26 protein-coding genes are annotated in these 26,029 nt (G+C 43.3%); 22 read left to right on the forward strand and 4 right to left on the reverse strand.

Going from position 1 to position 26,029, the window contains the following annotated elements; all coding sequences use genetic code 11:
- Positions 1-89 precede the first annotated feature (89 nt).
- The gene (dld, locus tag AACX38_RS10215; RefSeq protein WP_228864178.1) at positions 90-1,859 is read left to right on the forward strand and encodes a D-lactate dehydrogenase; all 1,770 of its coding nucleotides are present in this window, start codon (positions 90-92) and stop codon (positions 1,857-1,859) included.
- 57 nt (positions 1,860-1,916) lie between these two features.
- Here the strand turns inward: dld and sbcB are convergent, their stop codons facing one another.
- Positions 1,917-3,344 (reverse strand): exodeoxyribonuclease I, encoded by a 1,428-nt coding sequence (sbcB, locus tag AACX38_RS10220; RefSeq protein ID WP_228864179.1) that lies wholly within the window; start codon positions 3,342-3,344, stop codon positions 1,917-1,919.
- 93 nt (positions 3,345-3,437) lie between these two features.
- Here sbcB and AACX38_RS10225 point away from each other — a divergent pair, with 93 nt between their 5' ends.
- Positions 3,438-3,845, forward strand: coding sequence for a GNAT family N-acetyltransferase (locus tag AACX38_RS10225; protein ID WP_228864180.1), 408 nt, complete (start codon positions 3,438-3,440; stop codon positions 3,843-3,845).
- Between the two features lie 112 nt (positions 3,846-3,957).
- The gene (gene tmaR, locus AACX38_RS10230) at positions 3,958-4,278 is read left to right on the forward strand and encodes a PTS system regulator TmaR (RefSeq protein ID WP_012989266.1); all 321 of its coding nucleotides are present in this window, start codon (positions 3,958-3,960) and stop codon (positions 4,276-4,278) included.
- Positions 4,279-4,317: 39 nt separating this feature from the next.
- Here tmaR and AACX38_RS10235 read toward each other — a convergent pair whose 3' ends face one another.
- Together AACX38_RS10235 and rne are read right to left on the reverse strand one after the other, a co-directional pair.
- Positions 4,318-4,944, reverse strand: coding sequence for an NAD(P)-binding oxidoreductase (locus AACX38_RS10235; RefSeq protein ID WP_228864195.1), 627 nt, complete (start codon positions 4,942-4,944; stop codon positions 4,318-4,320).
- A 179-nt stretch (positions 4,945-5,123) separates the two neighbouring features.
- Positions 5,124-8,324 carry a ribonuclease E gene (gene rne, locus AACX38_RS10240; RefSeq protein WP_228864181.1) on the reverse strand — a complete coding sequence of 1,067 codons (3,201 nt, stop codon included), beginning with the start codon at positions 8,322-8,324 and terminating at the stop codon, positions 5,124-5,126.
- A gap of 570 nt (positions 8,325-8,894) precedes the next feature.
- Between rne and rluC the strand changes: the two genes are divergently transcribed.
- Positions 8,895-9,845, forward strand: a complete 951-nt coding sequence (rluC, locus tag AACX38_RS10245; protein WP_228864182.1) for a 23S rRNA pseudouridine(955/2504/2580) synthase RluC — start codon at positions 8,895-8,897, stop codon at positions 9,843-9,845.
- Between the two features lie 16 nt (positions 9,846-9,861).
- On the opposite strand, the gene AACX38_RS10250 is transcribed toward rluC, so the two are convergent.
- Positions 9,862-10,452: a Maf family protein gene (locus AACX38_RS10250; protein ID WP_228864183.1), complete on the reverse strand. Its 591-nt coding sequence runs from the start codon at positions 10,450-10,452 to the stop codon at positions 9,862-9,864.
- A gap of 144 nt (positions 10,453-10,596) precedes the next feature.
- Between AACX38_RS10250 and yceD the strand changes: the two genes are divergently transcribed.
- From yceD to AACX38_RS10340, 18 genes are all read left to right on the forward strand, one after another.
- A complete protein-coding gene (yceD, locus tag AACX38_RS10255; protein WP_099122990.1) occupies positions 10,597-11,121 on the forward strand; it encodes a 23S rRNA accumulation protein YceD in 525 nt (174 codons plus the stop codon).
- Between the two features lie 12 nt (positions 11,122-11,133).
- Positions 11,134-11,304, forward strand: coding sequence for a 50S ribosomal protein L32 (gene rpmF, locus AACX38_RS10260; protein WP_099110961.1), 171 nt, complete (start codon positions 11,134-11,136; stop codon positions 11,302-11,304).
- A 28-nt stretch (positions 11,305-11,332) separates the two neighbouring features.
- Entirely contained in the window at positions 11,333-12,370 is a 1,038-nt protein-coding gene (gene plsX / locus AACX38_RS10265; protein ID WP_099110960.1) for a phosphate acyltransferase PlsX, read from the forward strand.
- A gap of 6 nt (positions 12,371-12,376) precedes the next feature.
- A complete protein-coding gene (locus tag AACX38_RS10270; protein WP_228864184.1) occupies positions 12,377-13,330 on the forward strand; it encodes a beta-ketoacyl-ACP synthase III in 954 nt (317 codons plus the stop codon).
- Between the two features lie 18 nt (positions 13,331-13,348).
- Positions 13,349-14,278, forward strand: a complete 930-nt coding sequence (fabD, locus tag AACX38_RS10275) for an ACP S-malonyltransferase (RefSeq protein ID WP_228864185.1) — start codon at positions 13,349-13,351, stop codon at positions 14,276-14,278.
- Between the two features lie 11 nt (positions 14,279-14,289).
- Entirely contained in the window at positions 14,290-15,024 is a 735-nt protein-coding gene (gene fabG, locus AACX38_RS10280) for a 3-oxoacyl-ACP reductase FabG (protein ID WP_099110957.1), read from the forward strand.
- Between the two features lie 152 nt (positions 15,025-15,176).
- A complete protein-coding gene (gene acpP / locus AACX38_RS10285; protein ID WP_099110956.1) occupies positions 15,177-15,413 on the forward strand; it encodes an acyl carrier protein in 237 nt (78 codons plus the stop codon).
- Positions 15,414-15,487: 74 nt separating this feature from the next.
- Entirely contained in the window at positions 15,488-16,729 is a 1,242-nt protein-coding gene (gene fabF, locus AACX38_RS10290; protein ID WP_228864186.1) for a beta-ketoacyl-ACP synthase II, read from the forward strand.
- A 156-nt stretch (positions 16,730-16,885) separates the two neighbouring features.
- The gene (gene pabC, locus AACX38_RS10295; protein WP_228864196.1) at positions 16,886-17,710 is read left to right on the forward strand and encodes an aminodeoxychorismate lyase; all 825 of its coding nucleotides are present in this window, start codon (positions 16,886-16,888) and stop codon (positions 17,708-17,710) included.
- A 65-nt stretch (positions 17,711-17,775) separates the two neighbouring features.
- On the forward strand, positions 17,776-18,801 hold the full coding sequence (gene mltG / locus AACX38_RS10300) for an endolytic transglycosylase MltG (RefSeq protein WP_228864187.1): 1,026 nt from the start codon (positions 17,776-17,778) through the stop codon (positions 18,799-18,801).
- Positions 18,798-19,439, forward strand: a complete 642-nt coding sequence (gene tmk / locus AACX38_RS10305) for a dTMP kinase (protein ID WP_099122996.1) — start codon at positions 18,798-18,800, stop codon at positions 19,437-19,439. Before mltG ends, tmk begins: the two co-directional genes overlap by 4 nt.
- On the forward strand, positions 19,436-20,425 hold the full coding sequence (gene holB / locus AACX38_RS10310) for a DNA polymerase III subunit delta' (protein ID WP_228864188.1): 990 nt from the start codon (positions 19,436-19,438) through the stop codon (positions 20,423-20,425). The genes tmk and holB overlap by 4 nt, the downstream gene beginning before the upstream one ends.
- Positions 20,426-20,447: 22 nt before the next feature.
- Positions 20,448-21,224 (forward strand): metal-dependent hydrolase, encoded by a 777-nt coding sequence (locus AACX38_RS10315; RefSeq protein ID WP_228864189.1) that lies wholly within the window; start codon positions 20,448-20,450, stop codon positions 21,222-21,224.
- A 31-nt stretch (positions 21,225-21,255) separates the two neighbouring features.
- Positions 21,256-21,606 carry a purine nucleoside phosphoramidase gene (hinT, locus tag AACX38_RS10320; protein WP_099110949.1) on the forward strand — a complete coding sequence of 117 codons (351 nt, stop codon included), beginning with the start codon at positions 21,256-21,258 and terminating at the stop codon, positions 21,604-21,606.
- Between the two features lie 77 nt (positions 21,607-21,683).
- Complete coding sequence (lpoB, locus tag AACX38_RS10325) at positions 21,684-22,253, forward strand: penicillin-binding protein activator LpoB (protein WP_228864190.1); 570 nt, start codon at positions 21,684-21,686, stop codon at positions 22,251-22,253.
- Positions 22,254-23,117 (forward strand): phosphotransferase, encoded by an 864-nt coding sequence (locus AACX38_RS10330; RefSeq protein WP_228864191.1) that lies wholly within the window; start codon positions 22,254-22,256, stop codon positions 23,115-23,117.
- Positions 23,118-23,184: 67 nt separating this feature from the next.
- Entirely contained in the window at positions 23,185-24,204 is a 1,020-nt protein-coding gene (gene nagZ / locus AACX38_RS10335) for a beta-N-acetylhexosaminidase (protein ID WP_228864192.1), read from the forward strand.
- A gap of 414 nt (positions 24,205-24,618) precedes the next feature.
- Positions 24,619-25,923, forward strand: coding sequence for an NAD(P)/FAD-dependent oxidoreductase (locus AACX38_RS10340; RefSeq protein ID WP_228864193.1), 1,305 nt, complete (start codon positions 24,619-24,621; stop codon positions 25,921-25,923).
- The last annotated feature ends 106 nt before the right edge of the window (positions 25,924-26,029 follow it).

The following is a 26,029-nucleotide window of genomic DNA, read 5'->3' on the forward strand; positions in this document are numbered from 1 at the left end:
AAAAGTCACAATAATAGATTGAGCTTCATCCTTTGCTAATTTCGTCACCAATATATCCATCTGGCTCTGTATAAGGTAAGAAAACTATTATGAATGATGCTAATACCCCACAAAATCAGCAACTCATAGCAACTCTCACCCACATTGTGGGTAGTGCTCATATTCTCACCGAACCACAGAAAACAGAGCGTTATCGCACAGGCTTCCGCTCTGGGCAGGGAAGTGCTCTTGCTGTTGTCTCACCCGGCTCATTACTGGAGCAATGGAAAGTTTTCAAGGCATGTGTAGATGCAGACAAAATTATTTTAATGCAGGCAGCGAATACAGGGTTAACCGAAGGTTCTACCCCCAATGGTGATGATTATGATCGCGATATTATCATTATCAGCACACTGAGAATGGATAAGATACAGTTTCTGGAATCTGCTAATCAGGTCGTTGCTTTTCCGGGCAGTACATTATGGCATTTAGAAAAAGTGCTAAAACCTCTGGCACGTGAACCGCATTCAGTCATTGGTTCCTCCTGCATTGGCGCATCGGTTATAGGAGGAATTTGTAATAATTCTGGCGGCTCTCTGGTGCAGCGTGGCCCTGCTTATACAGAAATGGCTTTATATGGGCGAGTGAATGAGAAAGGCGAAGCTGAACTTGTTAATCACTTAGGCATAGCTCTGGGTGACTCACCAGAAGATATTCTGGCCTGTCTGGAAGAACGGCGCTACCGTACGGAAGATATTCAACAAAATGGCAGAGCAGCTTCTGATCATGAATATGCTCACCGCGTTCGTGATATTGAGGCGGATACCCCATCGCGCTTTAATGCTGATGAACGCAGATTATTTGAGACTTCCGGGTGTGCCGGGAAACTCGTTGTTTTTGCCGTACGACTAGATACCTTTCCGGCAGAGGCTCTTAATCAGGTATTCTATATTGGCACTAATCAGCCAGAAGTTTTGACCGAATTACGTAGACATATTTTATCGAATTTTAAACACTTGCCGGTTGCTGGTGAGTACATGCATCGGGATATTTTTGATATTGCTGAAATTTATGGCAAAGATACTTTTGTTATGATTGATAAACTCGGTACAGATAAAATGCCGATGTTTTTCAGTATAAAGGGACGACTGGGTGCCATATTCGGAAAAATTCCTTTTCTGCCTCCCAATTTAATAGATCGCGTAATGCAATGGTTAAGTGGTTTACTTCCTTCACATTTACCAACACGACTTAAAACTTATCGTGACCGTTTTGAACATCACTTGATGCTTAAAATGTCTGGTGATGGAATAAAAGAAGCCAGTGAATGGCTGGAAAATTATTTCAAACAGGCTGACGGAGATTATTTTTCTTGTACGCCGGAAGAAGGAGCTAAAGCGTTTTTACATCGCTTTGCGGCAGCAGGAGCAGCAATCCGATATCAGGCAGTCCACAGTGACGAAGTGGAGGATATTCTGGCGTTAGATATTGCTCTACGGCGTAATGATCAGGAGTGGTTTGAGCATCTGCCACCAGAAATTAATGAGGCACTGGTTCATCGTTTGTATTATGGGCACTTTATGTGCCATGTATTTCATCAGGATTATATTGTTAAAAAAGGCAAGGATATTAAGGCGCTGAAAGAGAAAATGCTGGAAATATTAAATCAGAGAGGAGCGGAATATCCTGCTGAGCATAATGTTGGTCATTTGTATAAGGCTAAACCTCAGCTTAAACAGTTTTATCAAATGAATGATCCTACTAACAGTTTGAACCCGGGTATTGGTAAAACATCTAAATTAAAAAATTGGGAAAAAGAGCAGGGAGTGCAATGCCCTGATAAATGTTCTGTTCACCAACATGGTCAGAATAATGGATAATGGGCGGATAAAGACAGAAAAAGACAAAATCTTGTCTTTTTCTGTACTGATTTAAATTTACTCAGCCAGTTGAACTGCATAGTCTATTAATGCTTTTAACTGACGGCACTTTTCTTCATCAGATTGATGTTCAATAAAGAGTCGCTCAATAGTTGCAAAATATTGAGTGATATTTTCCTGAGTGAATATTTCCCGGCGATGCTGTAACCAACGCTGCTGTTCACCATAATCCAATGTTGCCGGATAATTTCTGGCACGATAACGGAACAGGAGGTCTTTAATACGAGAGTCCTGAAATGTTAAATCCAGCGCAGGCAGATTTTGCGGTGTGGTTTCACGAATAATTTCCATCGCGGTTTTATCGGCATCGCTGAAGAAGCCACTATATAGTTTGGCATCAACATTATCGGATTCAGGAAATTCTTCTGGTTGGGAAAACAATTCGACTATTTTTTCACGGATTTGTGGGTTGTTACGTAAGATAGTCAGGTTTTGTGCGCATTGATTACGATCCAGACCAACTCGCTCCGCATCCTGTGGCCGCAGAGTATTTTCAGGTGCAATGATCGGACATTTATTGATGTGCACTAGTTTTATGGGAACAGGAGACTGATCTGGCTGCAATTTATCCCGGCGGGTATACAGGCGATCACGTAATTCATTAGCATCCAGTTCCAGCAAAGGCGTAATGTCCCCAGCTAAATCGCACATGATAATGGCATTTCGGTTTGTTGGGTGCCATGCTAAAGGTGCTATCAGGCTAATATTACTGCGTAAAGATCCGAACATGCCTGATACATGCACCAGAGGCTTCATTTGTGGAATATCAATCTGATTGCTGACTTTCTGCTTATTTCTTAACTGGAAAAAATAATCAAATAATTTAGGCTGAGCCGTTTTAACCAGTTTTGCCATAGCAATAGTCGCGTAAACGTCTGACATGGCATCGTGCGCATGAGTATGCTCTATTCCATTTGCTTTTGTCAGTTGTTCCAGCTTAAAACTGGGTAATCCGTCATCATTTTCCGGCCAGATAATACCTTCCGGACGCAGGGCATAGCAGGCACGCAATACATCGAGCAGATCCCAGCGAGAATTACCTTTTTGCCAGCTGTAGGCATAGGGATCATAAAAATTGCGATAAAAAATATTGCGGCTGACTTCATCATCAAAACGGATATTGTTATATCCGAGGATACAGGTATTGGGTTTGCTGAATTCAGTATGGATCAGGCGTGTAAACTCTGCCTCATTCACACCTTTTTTCAGAGCCAGCTGGGGAGTAATTCCTGTGATCATGACAGCTTCAGGCTCAGGCAGATAATCATCAGCCGGAGCGCAGTACACCACTAGAGGTTCTTCAATAATATTAAAATCACTATCAGTCCGAACGCCTGCAAACTGTGCAGGACGATCTAAGGCAGGATGTATGCCAAAGGTTTCATAATCGTGGAAGTAGAAAGTGGGGGTTTTATCGTTACTCAAGGCAATTCTGCATCTGTTGTCTATTGGTTGGACGATATGGTAAACCATATCTGAAACAATCTGAATACTCGAATAATATGGAGAATGAAAGTAATGATAGAAGTTACCGAAGTACTTCCAACAGCGCAGGAATATATCATGCTGCGTGAACGGGCAGGGTTATCGGCTAAATCCATTGAAGCAGCCGAAAAAGGATTACCCAATTCATTGTTTTCTATTTGTTTACGTGATGAAGGGAAATTGATCGGTATGGGAAGAGTTATTGGCGATGGAGCCTGCTTCTTTGAAATAGTAGATATCATGATTGACCCTGACTATCAGAGCAAAGGGTTAGGGAAGACAGTAATGAATCGGATTGATGTCTGGCTGGAAATTCAGGCTTTGCCGGGTTCTTATGTTTCCTTGATTGCCGATAAACCAGAATTTTATGAAAAAATGGGGTATAAGCTGACATCACCGCAAGCACAAGGAATGTATCGTTGGTTAAAGCTAGTGAAATAAATTAAAAAAATATTTAAATATCATCGAAACTAGCTTGTTTATATATTGCCTGAAATTGTATTGTGTAATCAGCATAAAAAATTATCATTCTGATTAAGTAAAGGTGTGAAAAATGGACAACGCGAATAAACCAACATTCCATAATGTCTTAGAGTTTGTACGTATCTTCCGTAGAAAAAATAAATTACAGCGTGAGATTGTAGACAACGAGAAAAAGGTCCGTGACAACCAAAAACGTGTATTATTGCTGGATAATCTCAGTGATTACATTAAACCGGGAATGTCAGTTGAAGATATTCAGGGAATAATTGCCCATATGCGTAGTGACTATGAAGAGCGGGTTGATGAATATATCATCAAAAATGCTGAGCTATCTAAGGAACGCCGTGAATTATCTAAAAAGCTCAAAGCAATGGATGGCGGAGTAAAATAAGGTATTATGTTAACCACGCCATCAGGCGTGGTTACTTTATCAGTTCCAGTTAGGCTTTAATTCAGGGTCAACCAGAGCATAAATCTGAGAGTAAGTCCCTTTATCCTCAGACATTTGATTTAATTGCTGAGCGACATCTTTGCGGCTTACCATACCGTGAACTTCTCCCTGATAACGCTGACAATGACCTGTGCCAGCCTGATCAGTTAATCCTCCCGGACGAATAATAGTGAAATCTAATCTACTGGTTTGCAGATAGCTTTCAGCCAGCGATTTAAGCCGGGCAGACTGGCCGAATAATGATTTGGCTCGTGGTGATAAAGTATGCCAGCTATCTCCACATCCGATGGATGTAACCAAAAGCATTCGTGAGATCTGAGCCTTTTCCAGTGCATCTATAATGGCCATATTACCAAGGTGGTCTGAATTACCGCCCCCAATAGTTGAAAAAACAATCGGGTTTTCTCCGGCATACTCAATCACTTTTTCTATGCTTCTGCTGTCACAAGCATCACCCTGTATTACGTTTACGCCTATTGAGCTCAGTATTGCTGCCTGCTCTTCATTACGGATCAGTGCAGTAACAGGACGATTTTGTTCCAGTGCGATATTAACCAGATGGCGTCCGATACCTTTACCGGCACCAAAAATTAACCAAGGCCTCATAGACGTGTTTTCACTCATAATAATTCACCGCTTTAAATGATAATTATCTGAGTTTATTGGAATCAAGGAGCAAAGGAAATGAAACAGACTGGCTTTTGTGAGATGTTTGTGGAGTGAGAGAGAAAAATGGCTCCTGAGAGTAGGAGCCATTTGATTTTATAAGAAATTACAATACGTAATTACTCAAATATTTGTGGTTTTGACATACCGGATGTTGCGACATTTGTTGCAGAGTGACCACCCGCACCACCTTTCCCTTTGAATGGATGAGCAGGGCGCTCCCATTCACTAATAATGACTGGCTGTGCAGCCATATCCGGTGCCGGAGCCTTAGTCATTGGGGAGTAAGAGTGATGATTTTTTGCCACGATAACCTGAGACTCAGTAGCTTTTGTCTCTTTCGCTTTAACTTCTGCTGTCTGAGAGCATACTTCCGTTGCGACAGTCGGCTGTTTTTCATGATGTTCCTGTTCAGCGATAGAGTCCACAATGATAGGTTCAGCTACGTGAGCAACTTTTTCCTCAGAGTCATATTGCACTTTGTTAGGTGCAGTTTCAGCCTGATTTGAAACCTCATGGCTAACAACAGACTTGGTAGCTTCTTGAACAGACTCAATAGCTGATTCAACTGTTGATGGAATCACTGATTCAGGTTTCGCATCTTCATAAGCAACTGTGGTTTGTTCTGTAGCTTTAGTTTCTGCAAAAATAGGTGCTGGTTCAGCAGTTTTTGCAGCAACAGGTACTGGCATAATTTCAACAGCTTGTTCCGATGTTGCTTCTTCAATTACAGAGAGTTCTGGCTCAGAAGTCGTAGCCACTGGTGTGACCGGGTAACGAACCCAGACTTTACCGGATGCTAACTCAGGTGAGGCTACCGCGATTGCCAGAGGTACCGGTGACTGCGTCAGATTGCGTTCATCACGATAACGACGACGGCGTTGTCCACTAACACGCAAATGACGCGGTGAACGGCGGGAACGACGTGGCATGATGTTATCTTGCTGTTCGTTATTTTGCTGAGAACCAGACACAGCAGCGTTTTGTTCAGCAGTATCCTGAGCGATAGATTCATTTGCTGCGGCAGGTTGAGCTGTTGTTTCAGTTTCTGTATTGATAACAGCTGGAACAGCAGCTTTTTTCTCTTTTTCCGCGATTACAGGTGCAGAATCAGATGTAACTACTGGCAGTGCTGCAATAGTTTTTTCTTCTTTCACGCTATCTGTAATACGAAGGTTTTGCTCAAGCTGACGACGCTGGCGTCGAGGCATAACAGGTTGACGTTCCTCTGCTTCTTCTTCCGGAACTTCAGGTTTAATTGCCTGTTGAGTCTTACTCTCCAACTGTTGCTGGCGTTTTTCTTCCTGACGGCGACGTTGGCGCTCTGCACGCTGCTCGCGACGCTGTTGCTGCTGAGCCTCGCGCGCTTCATTATCTACCGCAGTATTATCCTGAGCGTTATTTTTCGCCTGAGCATTACGACCTTTACGCTGCTCATCACGCTCGCGATTGTTACGATTTTCATTCTCGTTACGCTCACGACGTGGGTTTTGGCGGCGTGGATTACGGCGATCTGATGAACGACGACCATCATTGCCAGAAGGTCTCTTGGCTTTTTCCTGAGACTGCTTCTCTTCTTCGCCGCTGAATACTTTTTTCAGGGCATTTAAGAAGCGGCTGAATAGGCCAGGTTTTTCTGCTTTTTGATGACTATTTGCTTTGGTTGCGACTTTTTTCTCTTTTGTTTTTGCTGCGGCAGGAGCTGGAGCTTCAGCAGGCAAATCAAAAGTGGAAATAGCGGGCTGTTCAGGACGTTTGCGTTCATGCTGCACATCTTCCTGAATATTTGCCATTTCTGTTTCATGAATCTGTGGCAACTGATAGCTCAGAGCCGAGATTTCTTCGCCTTTACGAACACGTAAAACGGAGAAATGCGGTGTCTGCATTTGATCGTTTGGTACGATAACAATACCAACGCCACCCTGACGGTGTTCAATCGCACTGACAGCTTTACGTTTTTCATTCAACAGATAGGAAGCAATCTGTACAGGAACAATAGCATGAACCTGATGAGTATTTTCTTTCAGGGCTTCTTCTTCTATCAGGCGAAGAATGGACAGAGAAAGTGACTCATTATCACGAATGGTTCCTGTGCCGCTACAACGAGGGCAAACATGGTGGCTGGATTCACCCAGCGATGGGCTTAAACGCTGGCGTGACATCTCCAGTAAGCCAAAACGGGAAATGCGGCCGATCTGAATACGGGCGCGATCCTGACGTACTGCATCACGCAGGCGGTTTTCAACCTCGCGTTGATGACGTACTGGTGTCATATCGATAAAGTCGATAACAATCAGACCACCAAGGTCACGCAGGCGCAACTGACGGGCAATCTCATCTGCGGCTTCCAGATTCGTATTAAAGGCAGTTTCTTCAATATCGCCGCCACGGGTTGCACGGGATGAGTTGATATCAATAGCAGTCAGGGCTTCAGTAGTATCAATGACAACAGAGCCACCGGAAGGCAATCTTACTTCGCGCTGGAAAGCAGATTCAATCTGCGATTCAATCTGGTAGTGGCTGAACAGAGGGACTTCACCGCTATACAGTTTAATCTTGCTGGCAAAATCAGGACGACCGAGGGCAGTGATGTGCTGGCGTGCCAAATCAAGAATTTTCGGATTATCGATGAGAATCTCACCAATATCGGGACGCAGGTAATCACGGAAAGCGCGTACAATAACGTTACTTTCCTGATGAATCAAAAAAGGAGCCGGATGGCTGTTGGCCGCTTTTTTGATAGCTTCCCAGTGTTTCAGACGAAAATTCAGATCCCCCTGAAGGGCTTCTGCGGATTTGCCGACACCAGCGGTACGAACGATAAGCCCCATACCTTCGGGTACATCAAGGGAAGAGAGAGCTTCTTTTAATTCGATACGATCATCACCTTCGATACGGCGTGAAATACCGCCAGCTCGCGGATTATTCGGCATCAGAACCAGATAACTACCTGCCAGACTGATAAAGGTCGTTAAAGCAGCCCCTTTATTGCCTCGTTCTTCTTTATCTACCTGAACGATGACTTCCTGACCTTCTTTAAGGATATCCTTAATGTTAGGACGGCCATGAGCATGGTAATTATTTGGGAAATATTCACGTGCAATTTCTTTTATAGGCAGGAAGCCATGTCGCTCTGCACCATAATCAACAAATGCGGCTTCAAGGCTGGGTTCAATCCGTGTAATTTTACCTTTATAGATATTGGCCTTTTTTTGCTCGTGTCCAGGACTCTCAATATCCAGATCATAAAGACGTTGCCCGTCAACAAGGGCAACACGCAACTCTTCCTGCTGGGTTGCGTTGATTAACATTCTTTTCATTCTAACTTACTCATTATTTTTTACATTAGTATAGAGCCATGAGTAAAAAGAGGAGCATTTACTGGAAACCGATGGCCTCGTGTCTTTTACAAAACCGTCAGCCTCACGGCTATCGGTTGTATAGAGGCGCCTAAATGTCGGCGAGCCTGAATTTCATTTCTTTCATTGTAAGAAACGCAGCGCTCTTTGTTGGGAGATACTGTAATAAATTAGTACAGGTTTTACCCAATCCAGTAAGTAGCAACTCACAGCCCATAAATTGTTTGATTAAACATTACGTCTTACGCCATTGCTGCGTTTTTGTTCAAACAAACAGATAACAAACAATTTCAATCTGCCATTCATAGTTTAGTAAATCGTGGCCGGAAAGCATTATTCCATTGCTATTGGGGTGATAGCAAGGTGACTTTATCTCTTTAAGAGTTTTTTATCATGAAATAGTGATAAGTTGTTAATCTTTAGCCTTTATTCTAAGGCAATTTAATAATAAAGAATAAAAATATGGATATTATTTATACATGATTTAAAAATGAGTGGCACTCTGTTTGCGGGATAATTAAAATTGCGCCCATGAAAACAAATAATCAAGTTGTACAGTTTGTCACTATTGATGACGATGAGGCCGGCCAGAGAATTGATAATTTTTTGCTGGCTCGGTTAAAAGGTGTACCTAAAAGCATGATCTACCGGATCTTGCGTAAAGGTGAAGTTAGAGTCAATAAAGGAAGAATCAAGCCTGAATATAAATTGACAGCAAACGATGTTGTCAGAATTCCGCCTGTCAGAGTGGCGGAAAAACAGGAGGCTCCTGTTTCTGCCAAGTTGGGTAAAGTTGCCGTGTTGGCAGAATGTATTCTTTATGAAGATGATTATATATTGGTCATTAACAAGCCTTCAGGAACTGCCGTGCATGGTGGGAGCGGGTTAAGTTTCGGTGTTATTGAAGGATTACGGGCATTACGTCCCGAAGCTCGCTTTCTTGAACTGGTACACCGTCTTGACCGTGATACTTCCGGGGTTTTGTTGGTTGCGAAAAAACGTTCTGCTCTACGTTCACTGCATGAACAATTACGCCTGAAGCAAATGCAAAAAGATTATCTGGCCTTGGTACGTGGGCAGTGGCAGTCTCACTGCAAAGTCGTACAAGCTCCTTTGTTAAAGAATCTTCTGCAAAGTGGTGAAAGGGTCGTGAAGGTCAGCAGCGAAGGTAAACCTTCTGAAACGCGTTTTAAGGTGGAAGAACGTTACGAGTTTGCTACATTAGTGCGGGCCAGCCCTGTAACCGGGCGTACCCACCAAATTCGTGTACATACTCTGTATGCGGGGCATCCGATAGCATTTGATGATCGCTATGGTGATAAAGCGTTTGACGGGCAGCTTGCAGAAACAGGGATCAACCGGCTGTTTCTGCATGCCAGTTCACTGAAGTTTACGCATCCATCCAGCGGTGAAACGATGCGTTTCGAAGCACCAATGGATGCGGCATTACGACAATGCTTAAAAAAATTGCGACAAATATAATGCAATAATCATTTGTTTAATAATGTGCCGTCAGGGGGTTTACTCCCTGACGGGTAAGCATTTCAGTCAGTGTGATTAATGGCAGACCAACTAATGTATTGGGGTCTTTGCCATCTAGCTTTTCAAATAACGTGATCCCTAAACCTTCACTTTTAAAACTGCCGGCACAATTAAACGGTTGTTCTTTTTCCAGGTAGCCGATGATTTCAGTATCAGTAAGTTCCCTAAAATGGACATGAAATAGTTCACAGCGAGTATCAGTACTTCCGATTTTGCTATTGAATAATGTAATACCGGTATAAAAAGTGACACATTGACCACTGGCTTTTTTTAACTGTGCGAAAGCGTTCTCAAAATTATGCGGCTTTCCTGTTAATTCTCCATTTAAAATACAAACCTGATCTGAACCTATAATAAGATGACTGGAATAATCGTGTTGTAATGCTGTAGCCTTTTCTTGTGAAAGCCGCATCACTAATTGTTCAGGATTTTCATTCTCCTGTGGGCTTTCATCAATATTTGGTGCTGCACAGGTAAAAGGCAGGCCAATTTTTTCCAGTAATAAGCGGCGATATATCGAAGTTGATGATAAAACAATCGGAAGCATCATTTTTCCATAAAATACGTAGAGAAATATTTGCAGGCATTTTAAACTATGCACCGCTTATTAAGCGAATATTTGGTGGAAAGGTGCAGATGTGTGGCCTTTTTCTTTGACTATATCCCGTTACAAAGATAATATGCGCGCCTTATGCAGAAGGTAAAATTACCCCTGACCATTGATGCACTTCGTGCAGCCCAGAAAAGATTAGACTACACTGGCAGTTATTCTGCTGAACAGGTGTCTCGTCTTCTAGAATCGGTGGTCAGTGTGGATAGTGATGTAGATAACTCATTATCATTTCAGATTGATAATCAGCGTCTGGCAGTTGTAAAAGGGCATTCAGATGTGGATGTTACGCTTGCCTGTCAGCGTTGTGGTGGTAAATTCAGTCATCATGTTCACACAACGTATTGTTTTAGCCCGGTCGTCAATGATGAGCGGGCCGAAGCATTACCGGAAGAGTATGAGCCAATTGAGGTTAATGAATTTGGCGAAATAGATTTACTGGCAATGATAGAAGATGAAATAATTCTTTCTCTGCCGGTAGTTCCGGTACATGATTCTGAACACTGTGAAGTGTCCGACGCGGATATGGTGTTTGGTGTACTGCCTCCTGAAGCAGAAAAACCAAACCCATTTGCCGCATTAGCCAGTTTAAAGAAAAGTACTTAAGGAGTAAGGTCGATGGCCGTACAACAGAATAAACCAACTCGTTCTAAACGTGGTATGCGTCGCTCTCATGACGCACTGACTGCAACAAAAGTCTCTGTAGACAAAACTTCTGGTGAAACTCACCTGCGTCACCATGTGACTGCTGATGGCTACTACCGTGGCCGCAAGGTAATCAACAAGTAATTCAGCTAGTTATTAGCAAGTTGATATCTTGGCTAATCTAACCTTAGCGTTAGATGCTATGGGCGGGGATTTTGGTCCTCGCGTCACGGTGCCTGCTGCATTGCAGGCACTGGCATCTAATCCGCGATTAAAACTATTGTTGGTCGGTGACCCCGAAGCCATTTCTCCTTTGCTTGCAAACAAAAATGCCGAGCTGCTCAGCCGTTTGCAAATTATTCCTGCGGAACATGTTGTTGCCAATGATGTTAAACCGTCTCAGGCAATTCGTTCCAGTCACGGTACTTCGATGCGTATTGCACTAAATCTGGTGAAATCAGGTGAAGCGCAGGCGTGTGTCAGTGCAGGAAATACAGGAGTATTGATGGGGCTGGCTAAACTGATGTTGAAATCGATAGAAGGAATTGAACGGCCAGCCTTGGTGACGGTCATACCAAATCTGAAACAACAAAAAACAGTAGTATTAGATTTGGGCGCTAATATTAATTGTAATAGTCGTATGTTAGTGCAATTTGCCATTATGGGCGCTGTAATGGCAGAAGATGTTGCGGGTGTAAAAAATCCACGTGTAGCATTACTTAATATCGGGGAAGAGGAATCCAAAGGGCTGGATAATATCCGCGAAGCCGCCATAACCTTGCGGAATAGTGAGTTAATCAACTATATAGGCTATGTGGAAGGAAATGAGCTGTTAACGGGGAAAACAGATGTCCTCGTGTGTGACGGCTTCGCAGGTAATGTTACGCTGAAAACAATGGAAGGCGCGATCAGAGTGATTCTGTCTCTGCTTAAGTCACCGGAAGGGCAAAAGAAAAAATCGTCATGGTTGATGAAAATATTTAGGAAGTTTTTGCTTAAACTAATAGCAAAACGCTTCGGTCATCTAAACCCTGATCAGCATAACGGCGCAACACTATTAGGATTGCGTGGTATTGTTATAAAAAGTCATGGTGCCGCGAATGAAAATGCTTTCAAAGCTGCAATTGAGCAAGCTGTTCAGGCAGTAGAAAAGCAGGTTCCTGAAAAGATTGCAGCCCGACTGAATGCAGTATTACCCAAGAGTGAATAAGCATAAATGTATACAAAGATCTTAGGCACAGGCAGTTACTTGCCGTCTCAGGTGCGTACTAACGCAGATTTAGAAAAAATGGTGGATACGACTGATGAGTGGATTGTCACTCGAACTGGTATCCGTGAACGTCGTATCGCCGATGAAGGTGAAACGGTGGCAACCATGGGATTCAGGGCTGCTGAACAAGCCATAGAAATGGCAGGCATCGATAAAACGCAAATTGATTTAATAGTTGTTGCAACAACAACGGGAACGCATGCTTTTCCCAGCAGTGCCTGCCAGATCCAAAAACTGCTAGGCATTAACGGTATTCCGGCTTTTGATGTTGCGGCGGCTTGTGCCGGATTTACATATGCATTGAGTGTAGTTGATCAGTTTATAAAAACGGGTGCAGCTAAATGTGCACTGGTTATTGGTTCTGATACGCTTTCCAAAACGGTTAATCCAGAAGATCGTGGTACCGTTATCCTTTTTGGTGATGCGGCGGGAGCGATGGTGGTAGGTGCTTCGGAAGAGCCTGGTATTTTGTCAACCCATTTGCATGCTGACGGTCATTATGGCGAATTATTATCAGTGCCTCATCATGATCGCCAAAAAATCGATACACCAGCATACCTTACGATGGTTGGCAATGAAGTATTTAAGGTTGCTGTGCGAGAATTAGCGAATATTGTTGATGAGACACTGGAAGCTAATGGTTTGGCTCATTCCCAGCTTGATTGGCTGGTGCCCCATCAGGCGAACTTACGTATTATTTCAGCGACAGCTAAAAAACTGAATATGACGATGGATAAAGTTGTTGTGACACTGGATCGTCATGGTAATACCTCAGCTGCATCTGTCCCGACTGCATTTGACGAAGCGATCCGTGATGGAAGAATTCAGCGTGGCCAACTTGTTTTACTTGAAGCATTTGGCGGTGGCTTTACCTGGGGCTCAGCGCTAGTACGTTTTTAACTTAACAGGATGATAAACATGTCTGATTTTGCAATGGTATTTCCCGGCCAGGGTTCTCAATCTCTTGGCATGCTAGCTGACTTAGCCGCGGAATTCCCGCTTGTAGAGCAAACTTTTGCAGAGGCTTCTGCGGTTTTGGGATACGATTTATGGGAGTTAGTCCAGCAGGGCCCAGCAGAAGAACTGAATAAAACGTGGAAAACACAACCTGCATTGCTGGCCGCTTCTGTTGCTATTTGGCGGGTTTGGCAGCAACAGGGAGGGAAAAACCCTTCCGTGATGGCAGGTCATAGTCTTGGCGAATATTCAGCACTGGTTTGTGCTGGTGTCATTGAATTCCAACAGGCAATTAAGCTGGTTGAATTACGTGGAAAGCTGATGCAGGAAGCCGTGCCTGAAGGGCAGGGTGCTATGTATGCCATTATTGGTCTGGATAATGAATCCATTGCAAAAGCATGTGAAGAATCAGCGCAGGGACAGATTGTTTCACCTGTGAACTTCAATTCCCCGGGGCAGGTTGTTATTGCCGGAGAAAAAGAAGCTGTAGAACGTGCGGGTGCTGCATGTAAAGCCGCGGGAGCTAAACGTGCTCTGCCTTTAGCAGTCAGTGTTCCTTCACACTGTGCATTAATGAAATCCGCCGCAGACCAGTTAGCTGTTGCATTGCAGTCTGTTGAGTTTAAACAGCCGCAATTCCCTGTTATCAATAATGTTGATGTAAAAACAGAAGAATCTGCGGATACAATCCGGGCGGCGCTGGTGCGTCAGTTGTATAATCCGGTACGCTGGACAGAATCTGTTGAGTATATTGCCGCTCAGGGTATTGGTAACCTGTTGGAAATAGGGCCGGGTAAAGTACTGACTGGCTTAACAAAACGAATTGTTGGTACTCTGAGTGCTGTAGCAGTGAATGATGTATCATCACTTACAATTGCTCTGAATAAATGACTGAGGAAAACATGGGCTTTGATGGAAAAATTGCACTAGTTACTGGTGCCAGCCGTGGCATAGGTCGAGCGATTGCAGAATTATTGGCTGAACGTGGCGCGCGTGTTATTGGCACCGCGACCAGTGAAAATGGAGCCGAGGCAATCAGCGCCTATCTGGGCGATAAAGGCAAAGGTTTTGTACTGAATGTCACAGATTCAGAATCCATTGAACAGGCACTATCGAATATTCGTGCTGAATTTGGTGAAATAGACATTCTGGTTAATAATGCGGGCATCACACGTGACAACTTGTTGATGCGCATGAAAGATGATGAGTGGCAAGGTATTGTTGACACTAATCTTTCTTCGATTTTTCGTCTGTCAAAAGCAGTAATGCGTTCTATGATGAAAAAACGTTATGGACGTATTATCTCCATTGGATCTGTTGTTGGAACAATGGGAAATGCAGGGCAGGCGAATTACGCGGCAGCGAAAGCAGGAGTTATTGGTTTTAGTAAATCACTGGCTCGTGAAGTCGCTTCTCGTGGCATTACCGTCAATGTTATTGCTCCCGGTTTTATCGAAACCGATATGACCAGAGCGTTGACAGACGAACAACGTGCGGGCATTTTATCTGATGTTCCTGCTAATCGTCTCGGTAATGCAAAGGAAATTGCCAGTGCTGTAGCGTTTCTTGCTTCTGATGAGGCCGCTTACATTACGGGTGAAACATTACATGTCAATGGTGGCATGTACATGATCTAAAAAATGAGCGAACCCGCTGTTTTTTTATGTATTTCTTATACAAAATAAGCAGTTAGTGGTTCGACCAGCCGGGATTTGGTTGCATCTTTTCCTGTATTTTATAAACTACGAAAACCATCGCGAAAGCGAGTTTTGATAGGAAATTTAATAGTATGAGCACTATCGAAGAACGCGTTAAGAAAATCATCGTTGAACAACTGGGTGTTAAAGAGGAAGAAGTTGTAACCACAGCTTCATTTGTTGATGACTTGGGCGCTGATTCTCTTGACACAGTTGAACTGGTAATGGCTCTGGAAGAAGAGTTCGATATTGAGATCCCAGACGAAGAAGCTGAAAAAATCACTACAGTTCAGGCTGCTATTGACTACGTTGAAAACGCAAGTAAATAAGCACATATACCTAGGCGGTCGTTCGACCGCCTATGTTTTTTGTCTTACATTTTTTCCCTCCCTGGAGGATAACCGTGTCTAAGCGTCGAGTAGTCGTGACCGGACTAGGCATGGTATCTCCTGTCGGCAATACAGTAGAGTCTTCTTGGAACGCTGTTTGTACCGGACAGAGTGGTATCGGCCTTATCGAACATTTCGACACCGCTAATCATGCAACTAAGTTTGCTGGTTTGGTGAAGAATTTTAATCATGAAGATTTCAATATTTCGCGCAAAGATGCACGAAAAATGGATTTGTTCATTCAGTATGGTATTGCTGCAGGTGTTCAAGCTTTTGAAGATGCAGGAATTGAAGTAACAGAAGCCAATGCTGGCCGCTTTGGTGCTGCTATTGGTTCTGGTATTGGTGGTTTGGGCCTGATTGAAGAGAACCACAGAACATTGCTTTCTGCTGGTCCTCGTAAAGTCAGTCCGTTCTTTGTACCTTCAACCATTATTAATATGGTGGCTGGCCATCTGAGCATACTATACGGCCTTCGTGGTCCTAGTATCTCTATTGCAACAGCCTGTACTTCTGGTGTGCACAACATTGGTCATGCAGCGCGTATAATTGCTTATAATGATGCTGATATCATGTTGGCAGGTGGTGCTGAGAAAGCAAGTACAGAATTTGGTGTTGCCGGGTTTGGTGCTGCCCGTGCACTGTCGACCCGTAATGATGATCCTAAAACCGCGAGCCGTCCTTGGGACAAAGATCGTGATGGATTTGTTCTGGGTGATGGTGCTGGTGTTGTTGTTCTTGAAGAATATGAACACGCCAAAAACCGCGGCGCAAAAATTTATGCTGAAGTCGTTGGCTTTGGTATGAGTAGTGATGCGTATCACATGACATCTCCGCCTGAAGATGGGGCAGGGGCTGCACTTGCTATGGAAAATGCCCTGAAAGATGCGGGTATTTCTTCAGAACAAGTGGGCTACATTAATGCTCATGGGACATCAACACCGGCGGGAGATCTTGCTGAGGCTCTGGCTGTGGAATCTGTCTTTGGTAAAGGCACTAAAGTATTAGTGAGTTCAACCAAGTCAATGACAGGCCACCTGCTGGGTGCAGCTGGTGCTGTGGAATCTATTTTCACAGTTCTTTCTTTGCAGGATCAAATTGTTCCTCCAACTATTAACCTGGTTAATCAGGACGAAAATTGCCGCCTGGATTTTGTTCCTGGCGAAGCACGTAAAGTTGAGGGAATGGAATATGCGTTGTGTAACTCTTTCGGCTTCGGTGGAACGAACGGTTCACTGATTTTCCGTAAGATGTAAAACACCCTATTTCTATAAAAAGCCTCAACTTATGTTGGGGCTTTTTTTATACTACGAATGTACCTTTTTGCACTGCTACCGCTCATATACTATTATAGCGCCCCTTATAACCTGAGGTTTTCACGCCTTTTTATTTAAGAATCAGAAAGTAAGATGATGTATTGGATTAATGGCAAACCGCAAGATCAAATCTCGGTTAATGATCGCTCGGTACAATATGGCGATGGCTGCTTTACCACAATCAGAGTAGAGCAGGGTCAGGCAGCTTTTTTGCCTTTTCATATGAAACGATTACAAAAAGGTGTTGAAAGACTGTTTATGCCAGTACCGGATTGGGCAAAACTGGAAAACAATATTCAACAAGTTGTAACAGGATGTGAATCTGGTGTTTTGAAAGTGCTCTTATCCAGAGGTTCGGGCGGACGCGGTTACAGCAGTGATGGTATTAATGAGACAAACCAGATCCTTTTACTAAGCCCCTATCCAGAGCAATATTACAGGCAACGGAAAACGGGTGTTGTATTGGGGCTTAGTCCTGTTGCTATGGGGATTAACCCTCATTTGGCAGGAATTAAGCATCTGAACCGTTTGGAACAAGTTCTGATAAAGCGGTTTATCGATCAGGAAAAGATCGATGAAGCGCTAGTACTTGATAGTGATGGTTTATTAGTTGAATGTTGTAGCGCTAATATCTTCTGGCGGAGAGGTAAAAATATCTATACGCCGGATTTGAGCCAGTGTGGTGTGGAAGGGATTATGCGACAGAAAATTATCCAACTACTGGAAGATAGTGATTACCATTTGTCATGTGTCATGCGTTATCCTGAAGCATTAGCTCACGCTGATGAGGTCATTATTTGTAATTCACTGATGCCTGTTATGGCTGTTAATCAAATTCAGGCACATAAAAATCAGCCTGCATGGAAATACCAATCCAGAGAGTTATATGAATATTTATTACCTGAATGTTTAAGCCTGTAATTCTGAGGGATATAAACTGTAGTGATTCAGCCAGCCATTGAAAGGCAGATAAAAGTGGTAACCGAATGAAACTTAAAAAGCGCATTCTTATTCTACCTGGATTGATTATTCTTGTTGCAGCAATAGCATTTTTCTTTTTTATCAAAAAAGTGGAAAATTTTTCTGCTCAGAAGGTTAATCTGGCTCAGGATCTTGTATTTACCTTACCGGCCGGAACGGGGCGTATCGGCTTAGAAACACTGTTAATTCAGCATAATTTAATCAAAGATAATGGCTTATTACCGTGGCTTTTCCGATTAGAACCGGAGCTGATCAAATTTAAGGCAGGAACTTACCGATTACAGAAAAATATGTCAGTAAGAGACATTCTGCAATTGTTTGCCAGTGGTAAAGAGGTCCAGTTTACCATTCGCTTTGTTGAAGGCAGCCGTCTTTCTGACTGGTCAAAAATATTACAGAATGCGCCATACTTAAAACATGTGGCTGAAGATAAGACGCCACAAGATCTGACAGAATCGCTGGGTATGAAAATAGAGAGTCCATTGGAAGGATGGTTCTATCCTGATACTTACCTCTATACCGCAGGTACAAGTGATATAGACTTACTCAAGCGGGCCCACCAAAAAATGGTTATGGCTGTCGATCAGGAATGGAAAAACCGGGCTGAAAATCTACCGTATAAGAGTCCTTATGAGATGCTAATTATGGCCTCCATCATCGAAAAGGAAACTGCCGTAGATGCTGAACGCGCTAAAGTGGCTTCTGTATTTATCAATCGCCTGCGTTTAAAGATGCGGTTGCAGACCGATCCGACAGTGATATACGGGCTAGGGGATAAATACACCGGAACTATTTTTCGTAGCAGCCTGAGCACCTTTACGCCATACAACACTTATATGATTGAAGGGCTACCACCGACGCCGATTGCTATGCCGGGTCTTGCATCAATGAAAGCAGCGGCTCATCCGGCGGTAACAAACTATTTATATTTTGTCGCAGATGGTAATGGCGGCCATACCTTTACCACAAATTTAATAGAGCATAATAGAGCGGTAAGTCTTTATCGCCAGAGATTGAAGCAGGATAAATGAACAGCAAATTTATTGTTATTGAAGGGCTTGAAGGAGCAGGAAAAACCACGGCTATCCAGACAGTGTCTGATACACTGAAACAATCTGGGATTTCTGATCTTGTTTTTACCCGTGAGCCGGGTGGAACACCATTAGCGGAAAAATTACGCCAGATGATCAAGCAAGGGATCGAAGGTGAAATATTAACGGATAAAGCAGAAGTTCTGATGCTTTATGCTGCCCGGGTTCAGTTGGTGGAGAATGTCATCAAGCCTGCACTGGCAAAAGGTTGCTGGGTTGTTGGGGATCGTCATGATATGTCATCTCAGGCATATCAGGGAGGCGGACGTAACATTGACCAACATTTATTGGCTTCACTACGTGAAGCAGCACTCGGTGATTTTTCACCTGATCTGACTATTTATCTTGATTTACCGCCAGAGGTTGGTTTACAGCGTGCCCGCGAACGCGGTGAACTGGATCGTATTGAAAAAGAATCATTAGATTTTTTTCATCGTACACGCACAAGATATCTTGAATTGGTCGCACAGGATAAATCCATCATAAAAATAGATGCAACGCAGCCATTGGAAAAAGTACAGGACGACATTCGTCAGGCTCTGCAATATTGGCTGGAAAAACAGGAAATACATGCATGAATTGGTATCCGTGGCTTAACCATGCGTATCGTCAGCTGATTGAATCCCACCAACAGGGGCGTGGTCATCACGCTCTTTTGCTCCATGCTCATGAAGGTATGGGGGCAGATGCACTGCTTTATGGATTAAGCCGTTGGCTAATGTGTCAGAATAAACAGGGAATAAAAAGTTGCGGTAAATGCCACGGCTGTCATTTGATGTTGGCAGAAACACATTCTGACTGGCATGTACTCGCTCCAGAAAAGGGAAAAAGTACAATTGGTGTAGATGCAGTTCGTCAGCTCAGCGAAAAGCTTTATGAGTATTCTCAACAGGGGGGTGCCAAGATTGCGTGGGTACCTTCAACGGAATCCCTGACTGATGCAGCCTCCAATGCGTTGTTAAAAACACTGGAAGAGCCGCCCGGCAATACCTATTTTCTATTGAGATGTCAGCGTCCGGCCAGCTTGCTGGCAACACTGCGAAGCCGCTGTTTTTATTATCATCTGCCGGTTCCTGAAACCAAGACCGGTTTGCATTGGCTGCAAAAAAAGCGCCCGACGATACCATCACAGGATATTCAGACAGCACTGAAACTGTCTCAGGGAGCACCTCTGGCGGCAAAACAGTTACTCCAGACTGAAAAATGGCAACAGAGAAATGTATTTTGTCAGGCTATCACGCAGGCACTACATAAATATGATACCTTGTCACTTTTGCCATTGTTGAATCGTGATGATGTACAACAATCTTTGTACTGGCTAATCAGCCTGTTGTCTGATGCGGTAAAATGGCGTCAGAAGGCGCAAAATTACTGTATCAATCAGGATCAGCAGATGTTGATTCACCATCTGGCCTCCAGTCAAAGTGTTGAAAAATTGTTAAATACAGTTGATGATTGGATACGCTGTCGTCATCAATTAATATCCGTAGCGGGCATCAATCGGGAATTGTTACTAACTGAACAATTACTCAATTGGGAAGGGCAGCTTTGCTCCACCCGGTAATACATTTAAATATGGGCATATTATGTTTTTAGTTGATTCACATTGTCATCTCGATTGTTTAGATTATGAAACACTGCATAAAAGTGTGGATGATGTAGTGGCGAAAGCCGCAGAAAGGGATGTGAAGTATATGCTGGCAGTTGCGACCACATTACCCGGCTTCCTGCATATGAAAAACCTGATTGGTAAACGTGACAACGTTTCGTATTCCTGTGGTATTCATCCGTTAAATCTGGATGAAGGATATGATTTTGATGAGCTTGCCCGTTTAGCCGCAGATAGTGATGTTATCGCAATGGGTGAAACAGGGCTGGATTATTATTATCAGAAAGATAACGCAGAATTACAGAGAACTTCATTTCGCCAGCATATCCGCATTGGTCGCGAATTAAATAAGCCGGTGATTGTTCATACCCGTGATGCAAAAGATGACACCCTGATGGTACTGCGGGAAGAAAAAGTGCAGGATTGTGGCGGAGTTTTGCATTGTTTTACTGAAGATAAAGAGACAGCCAGGGATTTACTGGATCTTGGCTTTTATATTTCGTTTTCGGGTATTGTGACATTCCGCAATGCCGAACAAATTCGTGAGGCAGCGAGGTTTGTTCCCCTTGATCGTATTCTGGTAGAGACTGATTCACCTTATCTGGCGCCGGTTCCTCATCGTGGTAAGCAAAATCAGCCTGCTTATGTACGTGATGTTGCTGAGTATATGGCAGTATTGAAAGGTGTCAGTCTTGAGGAATTAGCCGAAGTGACAACAAGGAACTTTTGTGATTTGTTTCATATCGACATTTAAGAACATTAAATGATAATAAAGGAGAAATGAGATGGCAGAAGAAACTATTTTTAGCAAAATCATCCGTCGTGAAATCCCATCTGATATCGTATATCAAGATGAGTTAGTCACCGCATTCAGAGATATTACACCTCAGGCACCAACTCACATTCTGATTATTCCTAATGTGCTGATCCCAACGGTTAATGATGTTATGCCGGAGCATGAGGCTGCATTAGGCCGTTTATTCACGGTTGCTGCAAAAATCGCAAAACAGGAAGGGATTGCTGAAGACGGCTACCGTCTGATCATGAACTGTAACCGTCATTCAGGGCAAGTTGTTTTTCATATCCATATGCATCTGGTTGGTGGGCATCCATTAGGCCCGTTACTGGCAGAATAACATTACTCACTGCCGTTTTTTAATGCGGTCACTTGTAAGACGAGAAATATCCTGACAGCTGTAACCGGAGTAGATTAATGAAAAGAATTTTCTTGGTTGTATCATCAGCACTGTTGCTGGCGAGTTGTACACTGACATCCACACAACCGCCTGCTCCTGTTACACCTGCTGAACCAGAGCAAAAAACGGAACCCACTGAACCGCCGTTACAGAAAGTACCCCAGCCACCGAAGATCCAGTCAATTAACTGGAATAATATCGTTCAGCCATTAGTTGATCAGATGGCTAAAGCACATGGTGTAGAAGCGGGGAAAATACTGCTCGTTGATAGTGTCAAAAATAATACGAGTGGTTCACTGAGAACACTTAAGGCAACTGACGCAATTACCGATGTGGTCAGCAAGACGCATGTTTTTCAGGTCGTGCCGAAAAATCAGGTTTATTACGCCCGGCAGGCTCTGGGGCTGTCATCAGAAGATAGTCTGGCATCACGCAGCAAATCTATCGGTTTGGCTCGTTATTTGAATGCCGATTATGTCATCTATTCCGTGGCTTCTGGTGATACCCAACACCGTAAGATAAACATGCAGCTTATGCTGGTTAAGACGGGTGAAATACTCTGGTCTGGTAGCAGTGATATTAACTAAGTGATATTAACTAATAGTGAAGCTCTATCTGGAATGTTGCGTCAGAAGTGGCCTGACATTCCAGCAGAAAACTGGGAAATCAGGCCATTAACAGGGCTGACTCAGGGAAGCCACTATATCACGGATGGTATACGTCAGATGGTAGGGCGTAAACATACATGGCACAGTGGCGCTCTGGGTGTCAATCGTCAAAGGGAACAGCGGATATTACGTAAATTATCTTTGACTGGCATCGCGCCTGATGTAATCGCAATGCACGATGATTGGCTGTTACTGGAATGGCTGAAAGGCACAAAGATCACAGCAGAAGAATTCGGTTTACCCACATTTCAACAGTCATTGGCGAATACCATCGCCATTTTGCATAACCAAGCACCATTGGGGTATGCCTTCCAACTCAAAGAACAATTAGCTTCCCAATGGCAATGTATTGATAACTCGCGGCTTTCTCCCAGTTGGTTGCGGCTGCATAAATTTTTTATATCGGCGAAAATGCCTGCGCCTTTGAAAATAGCGCCTGCTCATATGGATATTCACCCTGATAATTTGATTATGACATCGGAAGGTTTGAAACTGATTGACTGGGAATATGCGGCGGATGTTGATATTGGTTTTTCATTAGCGGGGCTGTTTGAAGGGAATCAATGGAATGAGATGCAGCAGAAATTTTTTTTGAATTATTATTGTACTGACGCATCAGGATATAGTGATATCGTTTTATTGCAGCAAAAAATTAGGCAATGGAAACCGTGGGTCAGGTATATGATGCTGATGTGGTATGAAGTTCGCTGGCAGCAGACAAAAGATCCGCAATTTTTAGCTCTGGCTTATCCTTTGCGTCTGGATTTTAAGCTGACGTTTTAATACGAAGGTCGGTAATTCATAAGATGGTAACCAATAAATAGATAACTAATAAGAAGTGAGGAATATTATGGGTCCGGTAATGTTAGATGTTGTTGGTCATGAGCTGGATAGTGAAGAGCGCGAAATTCTGCAACATCCATTAGTGGGCGGTTTGATCCTGTTCACCCGCAATTTCCATGATACTCAGCAGTTGCGTGATTTGGTGCGCCAAATCCGTGAAGCCTCCCGTCATCGTTTAGTCATTGCAGTTGATCAGGAAGGAGGGCGGGTACAGCGTTTCCATGAAGGATTTACACGATTACCTGCGGCTCAGTCTTTTGCCTGTTTGCATGACGAACTGATGGGTGGGCATTTGGCCGAAGAGTCGGGTTGGCTGATGGCATCAGAGATGATTTCAATGGATATTGATATCAGTTTTGCTCCTGTACTGGATTTAGGCCATAAATGTACTGCGATTGGTGAACGCTCATTTCATGAAGAGCCTGAACCTGCGATGGTGATGGCTGAGCGATTTATCAGGGGAATGCATTCGGCTGGTATGAAATCGACGGGTAAACACTTTCCCGGCCATGGTGCAGTCATAGCGGATTCCCACAAAGAAACGCCAGTGGATGATCGCTCAATGGATGCAATTAGCTGTCATGATATGCTGATTTTCCGCGATTTTATCCAGCGTAACTTACTTGATGCAATTATGCCTGCACATGTTATCTATTCTCAGATTGATGATCGTCCGGCAAGCGCTTCCCCCTACTGGCTAAAAAACGTTTTACGCCAACAGCTGGGGTTTAATGGTGTTATTTTTTCAGATGACTTATCTATGGAAGGGGCTGCTGTTATGGGGGGCTATGCTGATCGGGCAAAAGCCTCACTGGAAGCGGGCTGCGATATGATTCTGGTGTGTAATAACCGTCAGGGTGCGACTAACGTACTAGATAATTTACCGATAGTTAACTCAGATAAGGTGGCACGGTTATATCATCAGGGAAGGTCGTTTAGTTTGGAAGAACTGAAAAAATCAGAACGCTGGCAGCGGGCAAATTTGCAATTAAATAATTTATGTGAACATTGGCTAAGCTGTGGCTAAACACTACTGATTTATCGCGATCAAACGAAAGGCAGGATTGTTACATTATGATCCTGTCTTTTGGTATTCCCTTTTTATTTGTTACTTTTTGCGGTCTATTTTGGGACAACATTCTTCCTGTATTTCAATAAATAATCCCGCTAATCACATAATGTTAACAATGTAAATTATAAGTATTAATAAACTGGATTTAAGTCTGATTAATTAGAGTTGAGTACGTAAATTTTGTGATTGGTGTCTAATTAATCAAAAGAATTTAGCAGGGGTCATTTTTGGTATGACCTACTGACCAGCCGTGATATTCTGGCAATATTTTCAGTATGAAATTTATCATGAGTGATGTCATTTAAGAACGTTATTCAAAAATCGTTTAGCGCTTTACATAACATTAGTTGTATTTTCAGTGGGGTAGTCATGACAACGCCAAAGACAAGAATTGTCATCATTGGTGGGGGTGCTGGCGGTTTAGAACTGGCAACACGTTTGGGACATAAATTAGGGCGCAAGCAAAAAGCCGAAATAACTTTGGTGGATCGCAACAACAGCCATTTATGGAAACCGTTATTACATGAAGTAGCAACCGGTTCTCTTGATGATGGTGTTGATGCACTGAGTTATCTTGCTCATGCAAGTAACCATTACTTCAACTTCCAATTAGGTACACTCACAAATATCAATCGTGAAGAAAAGAGAATCACACTGGCTGCAATTCGTGATGAAAGTAGTGATTTGTTAGTACCAGAGCGTGAGTTGGCTTACGACATTCTTGTTATGGCATTAGGCAGCCAATCGAATGATTTTGGTACAGCTGGTGTAAGAGACAACTGCATTTTCCTTGATAATCCGCAGCAGGCACATCGTTTCCATAATGAAATGCTGAACCTGTTCCTGAAATATTCTGCGAATCAATGCCCGGAAGAGAAAGTTAATATAGCGATTGTTGGTGGTGGAGCAACAGGTGTTGAGCTTTCCGCTGAGCTATACAATGCAGTTAAACAGCTAAATAGTTACGGTTTTGAAAGCCTGAATACAGATGCCCTGAATGTGACTTTGGTCGAGGCTGGCGAACGTATTTTGCCAGCGTTGCCACCACGTATTTCTGGTGCTGCACACCAAGAGCTGACTAAACTGGGTGTTAAAGTCTTAACTAAGACAATGGTAACCAGTGCAGATGAAAATGGCCTGAATACCAAAGATGGCGAGCAGATCAAAGCTTCTTTGATGGTCTGGGCTGCCGGAATTAAAGCGCCAGATTTTATGAAAGAGATTGGCGGGCTGGAAACAAACCGTATCAATCAGCTGGTGGTGAAGCCGACTTTGCAGACAACACTGGATGAGACTATTTTTGCTATCGGTGACTGTGCATCCTGTCCGAAAAAAGAGGGCGGTTTTGTTCCTCCACGTGCTCAGTCTGCTCACCAAATGGCGAGCCGCTGCTATGACAACATTCTGGCTTTACTGAATGAAAAACCGCTGAAAGAATATGAATATAAAGATCATGGTTCTTTGGTTTCTTTATCTAAATTCAGCACTGTTGGTAGCCTGATGGGTAACCTGATGCGTGGTTCAATGATGGTAGAAGGCCGTATCGCACGTATCGTTTATATCTCTTTATACCGTATGCATCAGGTAGCATTGCATGGGTATATTAAAACAGGTCTAATGATGTTGGTTGGTGGAATAAATCGTGTGATCCGCCCACGATTGAAATTGCACTAATTTAACCAGAGTGGTTCATCTGAATTTGATTAATAATATATTCAATAAATTTCAGATGAACCGCTAACTTTTCATTATTTTTATTCAATACTACGCTATTTTTCAT

The organism is Xenorhabdus sp. PB30.3 (assembly GCF_963895965.1).
Taxonomy (GTDB): Bacteria; Pseudomonadota; Gammaproteobacteria; order Enterobacterales; family Enterobacteriaceae; genus Xenorhabdus; species Xenorhabdus stockiae.

Bases quoted from the DNA above. Each gene is read 5' to 3' on its own strand.
- yceD (WP_099122990.1), top strand. From the start codon at position 10,597: ATGCAGAAGGTAAAATTACCCCTGACCATTGATGCACTTCGTGCAGCC.
- acpP (WP_099110956.1), top strand. From the start codon at position 15,177: ATGAGCACTATCGAAGAACGCGTTAAGAAAATCATCGTTGAACAACTG.
- fabG (WP_099110957.1), top strand. From the start codon at position 14,290: ATGGGCTTTGATGGAAAAATTGCACTAGTTACTGGTGCCAGCCGTGGC.
- lpoB (WP_228864190.1), top strand. From the start codon at position 21,684: ATGAAAAGAATTTTCTTGGTTGTATCATCAGCACTGTTGCTGGCGAGT.
- holB (WP_228864188.1), top strand. From the start codon at position 19,436: ATGAATTGGTATCCGTGGCTTAACCATGCGTATCGTCAGCTGATTGAA.
- mltG (WP_228864187.1), top strand. From the start codon at position 17,776: ATGAAACTTAAAAAGCGCATTCTTATTCTACCTGGATTGATTATTCTT.
- tmaR (WP_012989266.1), top strand. From the start codon at position 3,958: ATGGACAACGCGAATAAACCAACATTCCATAATGTCTTAGAGTTTGTA.
- AACX38_RS10250 (WP_228864183.1), bottom strand. From the start codon at position 10,452: ATGCTTCCGATTGTTTTATCATCAACTTCGATATATCGCCGCTTATTA.
- fabD (WP_228864185.1), top strand. From the start codon at position 13,349: ATGTCTGATTTTGCAATGGTATTTCCCGGCCAGGGTTCTCAATCTCTT.
- AACX38_RS10340 (WP_228864193.1), top strand. From the start codon at position 24,619: ATGACAACGCCAAAGACAAGAATTGTCATCATTGGTGGGGGTGCTGGC.
- pabC (WP_228864196.1), top strand. From the start codon at position 16,886: ATGTATTGGATTAATGGCAAACCGCAAGATCAAATCTCGGTTAATGAT.
- AACX38_RS10235 (WP_228864195.1), bottom strand. From the start codon at position 4,944: ATGAGGCCTTGGTTAATTTTTGGTGCCGGTAAAGGTATCGGACGCCAT.
- tmk (WP_099122996.1), top strand. From the start codon at position 18,798: ATGAACAGCAAATTTATTGTTATTGAAGGGCTTGAAGGAGCAGGAAAA.
- rluC (WP_228864182.1), top strand. From the start codon at position 8,895: ATGAAAACAAATAATCAAGTTGTACAGTTTGTCACTATTGATGACGAT.
- AACX38_RS10270 (WP_228864184.1), top strand. From the start codon at position 12,377: ATGTATACAAAGATCTTAGGCACAGGCAGTTACTTGCCGTCTCAGGTG.
- rne (WP_228864181.1), bottom strand. From the start codon at position 8,324: ATGAAAAGAATGTTAATCAACGCAACCCAGCAGGAAGAGTTGCGTGTT.
- AACX38_RS10225 (WP_228864180.1), top strand. From the start codon at position 3,438: ATGATAGAAGTTACCGAAGTACTTCCAACAGCGCAGGAATATATCATG.
- AACX38_RS10315 (WP_228864189.1), top strand. From the start codon at position 20,448: ATGTTTTTAGTTGATTCACATTGTCATCTCGATTGTTTAGATTATGAA.
- dld (WP_228864178.1), top strand. From the start codon at position 90: ATGAATGATGCTAATACCCCACAAAATCAGCAACTCATAGCAACTCTC.
- rpmF (WP_099110961.1), top strand. From the start codon at position 11,134: ATGGCCGTACAACAGAATAAACCAACTCGTTCTAAACGTGGTATGCGT.
- nagZ (WP_228864192.1), top strand. From the start codon at position 23,185: ATGGGTCCGGTAATGTTAGATGTTGTTGGTCATGAGCTGGATAGTGAA.
- hinT (WP_099110949.1), top strand. From the start codon at position 21,256: ATGGCAGAAGAAACTATTTTTAGCAAAATCATCCGTCGTGAAATCCCA.